Source organism: Phocaeicola abscessus CCUG 55929 (assembly GCF_000312445.1).
Classification (GTDB): Bacteria; Bacteroidota; Bacteroidia; order Bacteroidales; family Bacteroidaceae; genus Phocaeicola; species Phocaeicola abscessus.
Genome location: NZ_HE997182.1, coordinates 304,344 through 317,890 on the forward strand (window position 1 = coordinate 304,344; position 13,547 = coordinate 317,890).

11 protein-coding genes are annotated in these 13,547 nt (G+C 48.5%); 2 read left to right on the forward strand and 9 right to left on the reverse strand.

Annotation, left to right across the window (positions count from 1 at the left end):
- Positions 1-201 precede the first annotated feature (201 nt).
- From BN102_RS01335 to BN102_RS01345, 3 genes are all read right to left on the reverse strand, one after another.
- Positions 202-804: an RNA polymerase sigma-70 factor gene (locus tag BN102_RS01335; RefSeq protein ID WP_019207251.1), complete on the reverse strand. Its 603-nt coding sequence runs from the start codon at positions 802-804 to the stop codon at positions 202-204.
- A gap of 97 nt (positions 805-901) precedes the next feature.
- On the reverse strand, positions 902-1,381 hold the full coding sequence (locus BN102_RS01340; RefSeq protein ID WP_019207252.1) for an S-ribosylhomocysteine lyase: 480 nt from the start codon (positions 1,379-1,381) through the stop codon (positions 902-904).
- Entirely contained in the window at positions 1,378-2,088 is a 711-nt protein-coding gene (locus BN102_RS01345) for a 5'-methylthioadenosine/adenosylhomocysteine nucleosidase (RefSeq protein WP_019207253.1), read from the reverse strand. Before BN102_RS01345 ends, BN102_RS01340 begins: the two co-directional genes overlap by 4 nt.
- A gap of 88 nt (positions 2,089-2,176) precedes the next feature.
- On the opposite strand from BN102_RS01345, the gene BN102_RS01350 reads away from it, so the two are divergent.
- Both BN102_RS01350 and BN102_RS01355 read left to right on the forward strand, forming a co-directional pair.
- The gene (locus BN102_RS01350; protein WP_019207254.1) at positions 2,177-4,681 is read left to right on the forward strand and encodes a YfhO family protein; all 2,505 of its coding nucleotides are present in this window, start codon (positions 2,177-2,179) and stop codon (positions 4,679-4,681) included.
- 9 nt (positions 4,682-4,690) lie between these two features.
- Positions 4,691-7,000: a GH92 family glycosyl hydrolase gene (locus tag BN102_RS01355; RefSeq protein WP_051007698.1), complete on the forward strand. Its 2,310-nt coding sequence runs from the start codon at positions 4,691-4,693 to the stop codon at positions 6,998-7,000.
- Between the two features lie 350 nt (positions 7,001-7,350).
- On the opposite strand, the gene BN102_RS01360 is transcribed toward BN102_RS01355, so the two are convergent.
- From BN102_RS01360 to BN102_RS01385, 6 genes are read right to left on the reverse strand one after another with little or no spacing between them, the layout of a single operon-like run.
- The gene (locus BN102_RS01360; protein WP_036787081.1) at positions 7,351-8,103 is read right to left on the reverse strand and encodes a glycosyltransferase family 2 protein; all 753 of its coding nucleotides are present in this window, start codon (positions 8,101-8,103) and stop codon (positions 7,351-7,353) included.
- Position 8,104: 1 nt separating this feature from the next.
- Positions 8,105-9,364, reverse strand: coding sequence for a glycosyltransferase family 4 protein (locus BN102_RS01365; protein ID WP_036787084.1), 1,260 nt, complete (start codon positions 9,362-9,364; stop codon positions 8,105-8,107).
- A 59-nt stretch (positions 9,365-9,423) separates the two neighbouring features.
- The gene (locus BN102_RS01370) at positions 9,424-10,335 is read right to left on the reverse strand and encodes a glycosyltransferase family protein (RefSeq protein ID WP_019207258.1); all 912 of its coding nucleotides are present in this window, start codon (positions 10,333-10,335) and stop codon (positions 9,424-9,426) included.
- A 12-nt stretch (positions 10,336-10,347) separates the two neighbouring features.
- Positions 10,348-11,238, reverse strand: coding sequence for a glycosyltransferase family 2 protein (locus BN102_RS01375; RefSeq protein WP_019207259.1), 891 nt, complete (start codon positions 11,236-11,238; stop codon positions 10,348-10,350).
- The gene (locus tag BN102_RS01380; protein ID WP_019207260.1) at positions 11,235-12,077 is read right to left on the reverse strand and encodes an O-fucosyltransferase family protein; all 843 of its coding nucleotides are present in this window, start codon (positions 12,075-12,077) and stop codon (positions 11,235-11,237) included. Before BN102_RS01380 ends, BN102_RS01375 begins: the two co-directional genes overlap by 4 nt.
- Positions 12,070-13,518: an O-glycosylation flippase gene (locus BN102_RS01385; RefSeq protein WP_019207261.1), complete on the reverse strand. Its 1,449-nt coding sequence runs from the start codon at positions 13,516-13,518 to the stop codon at positions 12,070-12,072. The genes BN102_RS01380 and BN102_RS01385 overlap by 8 nt, the downstream gene beginning before the upstream one ends.
- Positions 13,519-13,547: the final 29 nt, after the last annotated feature.

Genomic DNA, 13,547 nt, shown 5'->3' on the forward strand with positions numbered 1-13,547 from the left:
CCTAAAAGACAGACAAAAAAGGAGGGTGGGTAGCAGAACACGATTTTATTTTTCAAAAATCAATCCTCACAAAGGAAAAAAGAGGTTTGCGGAACTCTCGAAGCCTTCAAAACGAAGAAAAAAATAATTTGCGGGCCTCCCGCAAGCATTCCGGGGGAAATTAAAAAGGGGGCGTGTCAAAATGGAAGTTCCGACGCATCATCACAAAGCGGCAATTCGGAAAAACAACAAAGGGAAGAAAACCCAATAACGGCTCAACCTTTCCCGAAGAAAAGCCAACGATTTTTTGATATGATACTTGACGGTATTGACCGAAATTCCCAACTCTCGGGCAATTTCTTCGTTTTTTTTATGCTCGAAGCGGCTTTTTCTGAAAACGCTCCGGGATTCGACGGGGAGGGCTTTTACCGCTTTGACGATTTCGCTTTCCAATTCTTTTTCCAACAGGTAGCCTAACGGATGTCGATCGGTTCTCTCAAAGAGCGAACGGAATTCGGCCTGCTGATTCGGGAGATTGGGAAAACGGATCTCCCGTTTCGCCTGTTCGGATTCCAAACAGTTGAGACAGCGGTTGCGCACAGCTTGCATGAGGTATCTCCGCAACGACGTTTGTATGTCTAACGCCTCTCGAATTTCCCACAGATGAGAAATCGTATCCTCCACCATCGCTTCAGCCAAGAGGGGATCTTGCAAAAAATCCTCGGCCATTCGACACAATAGTACATAGTGACGATCGTACACGTAACGAAAAGCAGCTTCATCTCCCCGTTTGAGTGCCTCTACGATTTTTTGTTCCCTTTCCATAGCATAGACAAAAGATTCCCCTCAGATGCATCGTCATCTTTACAGGTCGGCGCAAACAGACTCTCCTCCTTCTTACCGGACTTGGCGAAGCCCGTCCTCAATCCGGATAACGGAGATGAATTTTCGCGGGATTTTCCAACACTTCGTGAAGGAATTTGGCCGATTCCCATTTAGCCATGGGCAAGTCGTGCAGCAGATAATTGCCGCAATCCTTCGGTCGGGCCCCGGGCACTTCCCCTTCAAATTCCGCCATAAAGCGGAACGTTTCCTTCATCAGTTCCACGATGTCGCTCGATTCCCAATCTCCCTTTACCAGCAGATAGTTACCGGTGAGGCATCCCATCGGTCCCCAATAGACGATTCTGTCAGCCCATACGGGATGGTTCCTCAAATAAGTAGCCGCCAAATGCTCAATAGTATGAAGAGCTCCGACATGGAGCGTCGGCTCGCGGTTGGGTTCTTTCATGCGGATATCAAAAGTGGTGACCGTTTCTCCGCTGACATAATCTTTTCGGGAGACGTAAATACCGCGCAACAAGCGAATGTGATCAATGGTAAAACTTGGAATGGTTTTCATATGCTGTTCAATGATAGAGTTTGAGGTAAAGCGTTAAGAAAAGCTCGGGTGACACTAAACGAGCGGTCGGCTATCGTTTTCCAGAAGTCCGTATATTGTTGCCAGCTGTTTTCCGCCTCCGGCGTATCGCTGACGGTACGGAAGCTGATAAACGGTACTGCATAGAGATAGCAGACTTGCGCAATAGCTCCGGATTCCATATCGACGGCCAGCCCTTCGGGGAAGCGTCGTTTGATTTGCTTGAGTCGCTCGCCGGCCGTAATAAACTGATCGCCGCTGCAAATCAGTCCGTCGTAGATTTTCATATCCGTTTTCAGTTTCAAGGCGCAATCCATCAAGGTTTCGTTTCCTTCAAACCGCGCTGGAAAGTTCTGCACCTGCCCGTATTCGTTCCCCTCGCCGCACCAAACATCGTGGTAGACGACCTGCCTGCTCGCCACCACATCCATCACGTTTAAACGGGTATCTATGCCTCCCGCCACGCCGGTGCTGATCAAACAATCGGGTTGGAAGCGACGGATCAGCTCCACGGTGCCGACGGCAGCATTCACTTTTCCGATGCCACATTGCATCAGGATCACCCGGTTGTACCCGATCATTCCTTTCATGAAACGAAAAGGTCCTTCGCTCAAAGCCTCCTTTTCCGAAAGCAATGAATCCACCTGCTCCCTTTCCGCCTCCATGGCCGTTACGATACCTATATTCATGATCGTCTCTCTTCTTTTTGTCATGCAAATGTATAAATTTTATCAGAGTATATCATTACCTTTGCGTAAGAAATAAAAAGAAAGCCTTATGAATGTCATCAAAAGACTCCTGCCGGATTTTATCGCTGTGATCGTATTCATCGTCATCTCTTTCGCCTATTTTACGCCGACAGTGTTCGAAGGGCGGATCCTGTTCCGTCACGACGCTTCAGAGGGAGTCAGTGCCGGGAGGGAAGCCCAAGCCTATTATGAACGGACGGGTGAACGGACCCGCTGGACGAATTCGATCTTCGGAGGCATGCCCACCTATCAGATGTCGCCGAGTTATTCATCGACGGATACCTTAAAGGGGGTGGAAAAGCTTTATCACCTATTCCTTCCGACGTATGTCTGGTACGTTTTCGCAATGTTGTTAGGGTTCTATATCCTATTGCGCGCATTCGATTTCAACGTTTGGTTAGCCACTTTCGGCGCGATGATTTGGGCTTTCTCTTCTTATTTTTTCATTTTGATTGCGGCAGGACATATCTGGAAATTCGTCACCTTAGCTTACATCCCGCCGACCATCGCCGGCCTGGTCCTGACTTATAAGGGAAAGTATCTGTGGGGGGGATTTCTAACCGCTCTGTTCGTCGCCTTGCAGATCATGTCGAACCATGTCCAGATGAGTTATTATTTCCTCTTTGTCATCTTGTTCATGGTCGTCGCTTTTGCCGTCCAAGCATACCGAAAGGGAGAAATGTCCCGATTCTGGAAAGCGACGGGGGTCATCGCGCTGGCGGGAATGACGGGGATTTGCATCAACCTCTCCAACTTATACCATACGTACCAATACAGCAAAGAGACAATGCGAAGCAAAAGCGAGCTTGTGAAACAGGATCGCGAAAACCAGACGAAAGGAGGCTTGGAACGCGATTACATTACCCAATGGAGTTACGGAACGGGGGAGACATTCTCGTTATTGATCCCGAACGTAAAGGGAGGCGCCTCCGTCCCGCTGTCGCAGAACGAGAAGGCGATGAGCAAGGCCAATCCCGCTTATAATTACATATACAATCAGTTGGGACAGTATTGGGGAGAACAGCCGGGCACCTCCGGCCCCGTTTATGTGGGCGCCTTTGTGGCATTCCTCTTCCTGTTAGGTTCATTTATTGTAAAAGGGCCGATGAAATGGGCGCTTCTGGTGGGCACCATCCTGTCCGTCCTCCTCTCTTGGGGAAAGAACTTCATGGGTTTCACGGATTTCTTCCTCGATGTCGTACCGATGTACGATAAGTTCAGGGCCGTTTCATCCATCTTGGTGATCGCCGAATTTACCATGCCGCTATTGGCCATCATGGCATTGAGAGAAATCATCCGTCAACCGCAGCTATGGAAAAAGCGTCCGAAAGCTTTTGTCGTCAGCTTCGCCGCAACAGGCATCGTTTGTTTGCTGTTCGCCATCGCGCCGACATTCTTTTTTCCCAGTTTCGTCTCTTCGGCGGAGATACAAGCGCTGCAAAGCATCCCCGCGGAACAGTTAGCCCCACTGCTGAGTAACCTGACCGATATGCGTGTCAGCATTTTCACTTCGGATGCCTGGCGCAGCTTCCTGTTCATTCTGATCGGATCGGCGATTCTGCTAGCCTATTGCACGGGGAAGATCAAAGTACGACTGACCGTCGTCTCGCTCTTTTTGCTTTGTCTGATCGATCTATGGACGGTGAATAAACGGTATCTGTACGACGGCCTATTCGTCCCACAGTCGGCCCGGATCGATTCCTTCCTGCCGTCGGATACCGACAAGCAGATCTTGGCGGATAAGGCTTTGGATTACCGCGTGCTGAATTTGTCGACGAATACTTTTAACGAAAACTTCACCGCTTATTGGCATAAGAGCATAGGCGGTTACCATGCGGCAAAACTTCGCCGATATCAGGAAATGATAGAAGCGCATATTTCCAAAGAAATGACTCGGCTCTATCAGGCCATCGTGCAGGCGAACGGCGATATGACGCGGTTAGACGCTTCGGAATTCCCCGTCTTGAACATGCTGAACACAAGGTACGTGATCCTACCTTTGCAGGGAGGGCAGACCACCTCCGTACTGAATCCTTATGCGTTGGGAAACGCGTGGTTCGTCGACAAGGTTCGAACCGTAAAAAATGCGAACGAGGAAATAAACGCTTTGCATGAGATCAATCCTAAGGAGATCGCTGTCGTCGACGAATCGTTCGGCAAACGGATCCAAACAACGAATGTTATCGATTCCACCCGATCGGTCAAACTGATCGCGTACGAGCCCAACCGCTTAACATATGAAGCGGACTCGAAAAACGGAGGCGTGATCGTCTTTTCCGAAATCTATTATCCCGGATGGACGGCAACCATCGACGGACAGGAGGCGCCCTTCGGACGGGCCGACTATATCCTGCGGGCGATGAGCGTCCCGGCAGGAAGGCATACCGTCGTCTTCGATTTCCATCCGAAGTCGTTGGCTTTGACCGAGAAGATCGCTTACACGGGCATAGGCCTATTGGTGCTCGTCGCAATCGTCCTCGCCTTCCAGACCTTTCAATATCTGAAGAAAAACATCAAAACAGGAACAAATTAAATACTCAATATGCGTAAATTAGGATTATGGACGGCAACGCTTTTGTTCAGCTTGAACGGGAATGCCATAAACTGGGCGGCGGTAAGGTCGACAAACGATTACAAGAATCCGGTGGATTATGTCAATCCGTTGATGGGAACCGATTCGAAATTCACGCTCTCCAACGGCAACACGTACCCGGCTATCGCTTTGCCGTGGGGGATGAACTGCTGGATGCCTCAAACGGGGAAAATGGGCGACGGATGGGCTTATACCTACGGTGCGGACAAGATCCGCGGCTTCAAGCAGACGCACCAGCCGAGCCCCTGGATAAACGACTACGGCCAGTTCTCCCTCATGCCGCTCACCGGCCACCTGAAGATCGACGAAAATGAACGCGCTTCCTGGTTCTCGCACAAGGCGGAGGTAGCCACTCCCTTTTATTACAGCGTCTATTTGGCCGACTATGACGTAACGACTGAAATCACTCCGACCGAACGAGCGGCTTACTTCCGTTTTCATTTCCCTCAGACAAATCACGCTTACCTCTTAATCGACGCTTTCGACCAGGGATCGTACATCAAGATCATTCCTGAAGAGCAGACAATCATCGGATACACCACCCGAAACAGCGGCGGCGTACCGTCGAATTTCAAAAACTATTTCATCGTCAAATTCGACGCCCCTTTTACGTATAACAAAGTATGGGCGGACAATAATATCGTGGAAAATCAACTGGAGCTGACCGCCGATCACGCAGGAGCCGCCGTCGGTTTCGATGCCGAACATGGAACGATGATTCATGCCGCAGTAGCTTCTTCGTTCATCAGTTGGGAACAGGCCGAACGGAATCTGAACGAGTTGGAAGGCCTCAGTTTCGACGATACGAAAGAAGCGGCATACGATCGATGGAACGAGGTCTTGGGGAAAATAAAGGTAGAGGATCCGAACGTCGATCATTTGCGCACGTTTTATTCCTGCCTCTACCGATCTGTCCTCTTCCCTCGCCAGTTCTTCGAGTACGATGCGGCCGGAAAGCCTGTCCATTACAGTCCGTACGACGGAGAAGTGCACGAGGGTTATCTGTTCACCGATACCGGCTTTTGGGATACGTTCCGTTGCCTCTTCCCGTTAGTCAACTTCGTTTATCCTTCAATGGGAGAGAAGATGCAGGAAGGCCTGTTGAACGCATATATGGAAAGCGGATTCTTCCCCGAGTGGGCCAGTCCGGGACATCGCGATTGCATGATCGGCAACAACTCGGCTCCCGTCGTGGCCGACGCGTATTTAAAAGGCGTCACGAAAGCGGATGCGGCACAGATGTTCGAAGGCTTGCTGAAAGGCGCCGGCAGCGTGCATCCGAAGATTAGTTCGACCGGCCGCACCGGTTATCGCTATTACAACGAGTTGGGCTATATCCCTTACGACGTACATATCGACGAAAACGTAGCCCGTACCTTGGAATATGCTTACGACGACTGGTGCATCTATCGGATGGGAAAGGAATTGGGACGGCCGGAAAGCGAGATCGCCATCTTCAAGCAACGTTGTCGAAACTATCGGAATGTGTTCGATCCGGCGCACAAACTCATGCGGGGAAAGAACAAGGACGGGCAGTTCCAATCGCCTTTCAGCCCTTTCAAATGGGGCGACGCCTTTACCGAAGGGAACAGCTGGCATTACACATGGAGCGTTTTCCACGACGTGCAAGGTTTGATCGACTTGATGGGCGGCCGGGAAGAATTCGTACAGATGCTGGACTCCGTCTTTAAGGTTCCGCCGATCTTCGACGACAGCTATTACGGAAAAACCATTCACGAGATTCGCGAGATGCAAATCATGAACTTCGGCAACTATGCACACGGCAACCAACCGATCCAACACATGATCTATCTTTACAATTATGCCGGTCGGCCCTGGAAAGCGCAGTTCTTACTGCGCGAAGTCATGAACCGCCTGTATGCTGCCACGCCCGACGGCTATTGCGGCGACGAAGACAACGGACAGACCTCGGCTTGGTACGTCTTTACCGCCTTGGGCTTCTATCCCGTTTGTCCGGGCAGCAATCAATACGTAGTCGGCACTCCTTATTTCAAGAAGGCAGTCGTATCGCTGGAAAACGGTAAGGAAATCGTTATCAGCGCTCCGAATAACAGTGACGAAAACTGCTACATCAAATCGATGACTTACAACAAACACAAGTACACCAAGAATTATCTGAATCATTTCGACTTACTGAAAGGCGCTCAAATCTCTTTCGATATGAATAATCGACCTGTGACCAACCGAGGAATCGATGACCGCGATTTTCCTTATTCACTCTCGAATGAGGAAAAGTAATACGAAATTAGTATGAAAGGAACTAAAAAAAGATCTGTTCGTCGACGTCCCGAACCCTGCCGGATACGTTGGAAAACCTGCCCGTTGACGTCCCGGATCCCGCCGGATACGTTGGGTAACCTAAAATTCGACGTTCCGTATCTTGTCGGATAGGTTGGACAACCTGTCCGTTGAGGTTAGACGACCTCAAATTTGACGTTTCGGACGTATCCGGATAGGTTATCCAACCTATCCGACGGGATAAACAACCTTGCCGACGGGATTCGGAACGTGTCCGGCTACGTTGTGGGACGCGACTCTATCCGTTTGGACGATACATGAAAATGTCCGATCGCACAGTGCACCGGTACCTAAAAGGTAAAGTTGCGGAGAACGAACCAGGCGTGCCGAAGTACGGTAGCAAAAAACCCATAATGCTTTGACATAATGCGAAAGCGCTCTCTCAAGGAAGCCTGGTGATTTTCGGTAGTCATACCCTCATTCAAATAGTCGATCAACGTCAGGTGAGTATGGTGAGTAACAGCTGCCTGCTTCAGAATCCGGACGCACCAGTCGAAATCGGCCGAAAAACGATAGGTTAAATCGTACGGCGTAGCTTTCGCCAATTTCGTTCTGGCAAAGAAAGCCTGATGACAGACCAGCATCCCGTTCTCAAAACTTTTCCACGTTAACTTTTTCGGAGGAGAGAGGCGGCGCTTATGAAGGAAATGCCCCTCGGCGTCTACGATATCGGTATCGCCGTAGATCACATCCGGCAGCTCCATACCGCGTAGGGAATGGACCATCCGTTGCAGCGTATCGTCCTCATGAAACGCATCGCCGGCGTTCAGGAAACAGATATAATCGCCCGTCGCCAGGGCGATGCCTTTGTTCATGGCATCGTAAAGTCCGTTATCGGGCTCACTGACGACAATACTGATCATTGGCCTGTAGCGATCGACGATATGCATGGTACCGTCTGTCGAACCTCCGTCGACAATAATGTATTCTACGTTGCGATAAGTTTGCGTAACGATACTCTGAATCGTATCGTTCAACACGTTCTCCGCATTGTACGTAACGGTGACGATAGAGAATCTGGGGTGCGGGTGGGCAGGATGAATATTAGGCATGGCCGGCGGTAATCATGTGATATAAATGGATGTATTGCTTAGCTACCTGATTTTTGGAATAAGCGGATACGGCTTTGCGGCGTGCACTTTCGCTCAATCTTTCGTATTCTTGAGATAAAGCCCATTCGATACCGTTTGCCAAATCTTCGGCAGATCGATAGCGAGCAACGTATCCGTTGTGCAAATGATCAACCATCTCCGGAATTCCCCCGACATGGAAGGCCACGCACGGAATTCCACACGACATGGCTTCCATTATGGTATTCGGGAGATTTTCCATCAAGGAAGAGGTGACGTACAGATCGACGGCGTTGTAGATGTTTACCAATTCTTTCTCATCGCTGATATAGTTCATGGCATAACAGGGAAAAGGAAACAAAGCTGCAAAGCGGTCTGCATTTTGTCCAAATATGACGACTCCGAAGTCCTTACTCCAATGCGAACTCCTCCCGGCCAAAAGTCGACACGCTTCGATCAGGTAATCGATGCCCTTTTGTTTATTCGTTAGTTTGACCGAGCCGAAGAGCAGCAACTTCTTATCTTCTGGCAAGCGGCAATACTTGCGGGCTTGCCGTTTATCACGCGGGCGGAACAGATCTACATCGATCGGGTTAGGAATACTCCTCACCGTCATCCCTTGAATGAGCCGGCTCTCCTCTGCTCGCTCGGCTATCCACCGGCTGCATCCCACAAAAGTAAGATTCGCTCCCTGATACATACGTTTCTTACGCTGAAAAGTCCGGTACGACAGATCTCTTTTCCCTCTCCTGCCAAGTAAGGGGCAATCGTAGCATTCTGTCCGATACTTCTCGCACGTATCGGCATGATGGCATATACCCGTCACCGGCCACATATCGTGCATGGTCCACACGATCGGTTTCCCGGACCGAATTATTTTCCGAATGCCTTTTAACGAAAGCATCCCTTGATTGATCCAATGCAAATGAATGATATCGGCTTGTGCAAATTCCGGCAGAGAGGTAATATCCGTTCCCGTATTGGCTATATCTACCGCAAACAAGTTCGTTTTGCTGAAGCGATTGGACACCCAGATGAGGAATCGCTCCCAAAGGAAGTTCCAAGTCGTTTTCCACGACTTACGGAGCTGGACGACGCTGCTCTCCTCCGTTTGCTTGTCCCGGACAAGCATCTTTGTCTTCATACCGTTGTCGATCAAGGCCTTCATCAGTCTGTCGGCTGCGATAGCCGCACCTCCTATACGTTCGGATGTGTTGACGATCAGTACCCTCATGATTTCTTTTTCTGCAAAGGTATATTTTTTAAGCATAGGGTGCAGCTTTTATAAAGACTTTATGCACCGAAATCTCCCCGCAGCATACGCTTGATCCTTCGTATCGCTTTTGCGCGGAAGGAATTCGTTCTGGCGTAATAATCGGAATAAGCGTTGCGAGCCTGTTCATTCTCCTCGACGGGAACGATTCGATCGACTGTCAGCCGATGCATGTAAAGTTCCGACGAATACAGTCCGCCCCCTCCAGCATTGGTCCCGGTTCCGTCGAAGCCCGCATTCCTTACCAACGACTTCCCGACATTCAGAGAAAGGATGTCGCGGAGAAACAGAGAAGCATTCCAACGGATAGCCCACGAGTCGTTTTTACCTTCGGTCTGCCGACGAAGCATTCGGGTATAGCCATACTTCCCGTCGAAATCGAAGGCATGCGTCAACTTCCGTTGCCGTAACTCGCGGAGCAAGGCTTTTCCATCCGGATTAAAGTATTTCCAGGCGCGTTTCCACGTCGCCCATCCCCAGCTTCCCGTCCATTTGATCAAAAACGTATCCGGAAGTTTGTCGTTTCGAACATAATCGCAGGCCTGAACATGTCCCACCTTCGGTTCGTCCTTATAGATTTCCAGTGCATCGTTCATGAATGACAGGAAATAAGGAGCAAGGATCAAATCGTCTTCGACGACGATGACCTTGCCATGTATCGTTACTTTTTCCGTCACACCGCGGATAATACTTTCCGCCAATCCTCGGTTCGATTCGTTTTCTATGGCGGTAACCGACTTGAATCCTTCGATGGAATGGACGAATTTTCGAACTTCTTCTACTTTCTTCCATCCGTTCGGATCCTTTGCTCCGTCCGAATAGACGAACAAGTCGCTCTCTGCAGCCAAGCTATTTTGTCGAAGCGAGGCCACACATCGCCGGGTATGTTCCAATCGATTATAGACAAACAGGAGAATGGGTGCGTAACTCATGATCGTATGCGTTTATGGGAGAATAAATGTCGGAGCTTTCCGAGCAACCGATTTTCTAATGGCACAGATATGTATGCTTTGAGACAGCAAATGGGCGGTCACCTTCAAATAGATTGCCGCATCTTTCCATGCCCGGCGACGAAGCGCTTTTGCCACCTGCTCGCAACCTCCGCCGATCGCTTTTACGAAACAATAATCAAACGAATGATTGATATTGGCATAAGCGGCGAAAAGATAGACGGTCTTCGCCCGATATTCCATCGGTTTCGTAACCGCTCTTTTCTCGCGGTCGTGGTAGCCGAAGACCGGCGCATACACTATTTTATAACCATGGTACCGCAATCGGTTCGTAAAATCCAAATCCTCGCCGCAATGATAAAAGAGCGAAGAAAATCCTCCAACTTCTCTAAGCACTCGAACCGGTATCAGCCAAAAGGCGGCATTGACAAAAGACACTTCCGTGTAAGAGGAGGCAAGAACATCTGTCTTGTGTTGCAAATGGGCATAGTCGGCGAAGCCGAAATCCAACCGATCGCCCTTCCCCGTCAGATGCACCGGCGACAGAATGCCGAATTCCGGATGCAGCTCGCTCAATGCTACCAACGTCGCAACGGTATTCGGATCGATCCACGCATCCTGATTCAGCAAAAAGACGAAATCGTATCGTTCCTCGAGAGCTATCTTCATCCCAATATTGTTGGCACGGCCGAAGCCTACGTTCGTGGAGTTTTGAATCAAACGGACTTCCGGGTAATCTTTTCGGATACGTTCCACCGTCTTATCCTGCGAACCGTTGTCAATAACCATCACGTCCACCTTGAGGTCGGACGCTCGCAAACTGCACAGGCAGCGATCCATCCAGTGCTCGAAGTTGTAAGATATGACAATGGCTAACACTTTCATAACGGCCTTTTTAATAATTCACAAGGGATATTGCTTAATTGCGCTGCGGTCTCGGAATACGAGCTTTTTACCGATCCAATAATCTTCTCCGTTTTAGAGAGGATAAAGAGTTCGACAAGCGCATCCTGCATCCCTTTTACGCTGTTACGATCAGTCGGTCTGCCAGAAGTCATAATATGGTGGCCGAAGCGTTTCTTCAGTAAGTACTTGTCCTCGTCGGAGTCGGAAGCCAAATAAAAACGAACATCCGGATCTTTGTCTATCTCTTGTCGTATACGTTCGATAAATAATTCCGTCGGACTCTCTCTTAAGGATGCGACGTTATCGGTCCGACGAATATGTATGCCGATTGTACGATCGGGGAAAGTCGTGCATACCTCGTCTATTCGCTTTTGTAAAGTGTCTATTGGCTGAAAAGAGCGAAAAGGCATGCCTTCCTCGATCGGTTGAAAATAGACACAACTTGCCAAATACACATTCTTTCCATTTATCCAAGAACGGAAATCAAAATGTTGATAAAAGAGTTGCGTTGCACGATCTTCGTAAACACAATCGTCAAAACCTATCAGCTGAAATAACCGTGGCAACCATCCGTTTCTCTTTCGAGGGCGATCATATGCGATGAAATCGCTTTTTCTTGCCTCTCTCAGCACGACATGCCGTCTGTCGAACGGTTTAAACAATTCCTCGAAGCGGCAATTTAATCCTTTGTCTTTAAACCAGATAATATGCAATCGGCATTCCGTTCCTTGAATCATATTGAGGGCCGCGTCGATCGCCTTCATCCTGTTGGCAAGCCCTCCGACGGGAACCAGTGTAAGGCTTGTCGGTCTATTCATCGTCTCCCCTCCTGAAGATAAAACGAATACACTCCGTCAATATATTAGCTTTAGCGACACGCATAACCAAATAATAAAGGGATGCGGCAAGAACGAGCCTGGTCACGAACAAAGCCCATAAGTCAGTCATTGCAGACGTACAGACAAAAGTGATACCCATCACCCCTAAAGCCGTCAAGCAGAAAGGCAAAATATCCTTCAACAAAGAGGATAACGTATATCCGGTGTAACGGTTGACAAACCAATGATTTACAAATACCCAGGCAATATTCAGAATGACATAAGCAATTATCATCCAAAGGATGCCGTACGGATACATCAGCAACATTAACGCTATCTGCATGATACAGAATAAAAACGTAAGCAATAAATAAATCCCCGACTTCCCTTTGCTGATAATCAAATTGGAGAAGATAGTATATAGAGGCATGAAAGCACCACTAATACAAAGCATCTGCAAATAATCGGCACAGGTAAGCCACTTCTCGGTAATGGTCAATACGATAAATTCATGCGAAACCAAAGCCAGTCCAAACAAAAGCGGAAAAGAAATAAATGAGGTGAAACGTACTAACTTGCGTAAGATCTTCAGTTGCCGTTCTTTTTCTTCGGATACGGTTATAAACACCGGTTGTGCCACCTGATCGACCATCCCCTGCAGCAGGTAATAACTTTTAGAATTCCAAATATATGCCTGATTATAATTTCCTACTTCATTGGCAGTAAAGTGTTTTCCTAAGAAGACCGTTAATATATTGTTATTAATATGTGTAAGAATCGTTGTAGCCAAGATCTTACAGCTAAACCTGAACATCTTTCGGATGGGTTTGAAATCTACGTTAAACGTAGGGCGCCAAGGCGAATAATACCATAAAAAAACGGTATTCAAGGAGACGAAAACCAACGTTTGTGTCGCTAATGACCAATAAGAAAATCCTTTCCATGCCATTGTCACACCGACCAAATTAGATGTTACGACCGCAATCATCCCGGCTTTTGCCTGCTGTTTGACCTTTAAATTACGAAACAAGTAAGCTGATTGAGCTGTTCCTAAAGAAGAAAAGACAATACTAAGGAAAGCGTAACGGCAAAGCGAGATCAACGCGGCATTGTGATAAAATCGAGCGATGAGAGGAGCACAGAAAAACAAGATGGCATACAAGGAAGAACCGACGATGATATTGAACCAGAAAACAGCGTTATAATCTTGGTGAACAGGTTCTTTTAAATTGGCAATCGCATTTTTGAAGCCGCTACTCTGCAAGGCTGTCGCGATAAGTGCGAAAATACTTATCATGCCGACCATACCATATTCCTGTGGAGAAAGCAGGCGTCCTAAGATAATGCCGAAGAGAAGACCGAGCAATTGTTGAAAACCATTGTTCACCCCCCCCCATAAGAGGCCTTTTGCTGTCTTTTCTTTCAAGGATTGTCCGGACATTTATTCACCAGATGAGGAAGACGGATTTT

Excerpts from the sequence above, each read along its gene's own strand:
- BN102_RS01335 (WP_019207251.1), bottom strand. The coding sequence starts at position 804 with ATGGAAAGGGAACAAAAAATCGTAGAGGCACTCAAACGGGGAGATGAA.
- BN102_RS01340 (WP_019207252.1), bottom strand. The coding sequence starts at position 1,381 with ATGAAAACCATTCCAAGTTTTACCATTGATCACATTCGCTTGTTGCGC.
- BN102_RS01345 (WP_019207253.1), bottom strand. The coding sequence starts at position 2,088 with ATGAATATAGGTATCGTAACGGCCATGGAGGCGGAAAGGGAGCAGGTG.
- BN102_RS01350 (WP_019207254.1), top strand. The coding sequence starts at position 2,177 with ATGAATGTCATCAAAAGACTCCTGCCGGATTTTATCGCTGTGATCGTA.
- BN102_RS01355 (WP_051007698.1), top strand. The coding sequence starts at position 4,691 with ATGCGTAAATTAGGATTATGGACGGCAACGCTTTTGTTCAGCTTGAAC.
- BN102_RS01365 (WP_036787084.1), bottom strand. The coding sequence starts at position 9,364 with ATGAGGGTACTGATCGTCAACACATCCGAACGTATAGGAGGTGCGGCT.
- BN102_RS01370 (WP_019207258.1), bottom strand. The coding sequence starts at position 10,335 with ATGAGTTACGCACCCATTCTCCTGTTTGTCTATAATCGATTGGAACAT.
- BN102_RS01375 (WP_019207259.1), bottom strand. The coding sequence starts at position 11,238 with ATGAAAGTGTTAGCCATTGTCATATCTTACAACTTCGAGCACTGGATG.
- BN102_RS01380 (WP_019207260.1), bottom strand. The coding sequence starts at position 12,077 with ATGAATAGACCGACAAGCCTTACACTGGTTCCCGTCGGAGGGCTTGCC.
- BN102_RS01385 (WP_019207261.1), bottom strand. The coding sequence starts at position 13,518 with ATGTCCGGACAATCCTTGAAAGAAAAGACAGCAAAAGGCCTCTTATGG.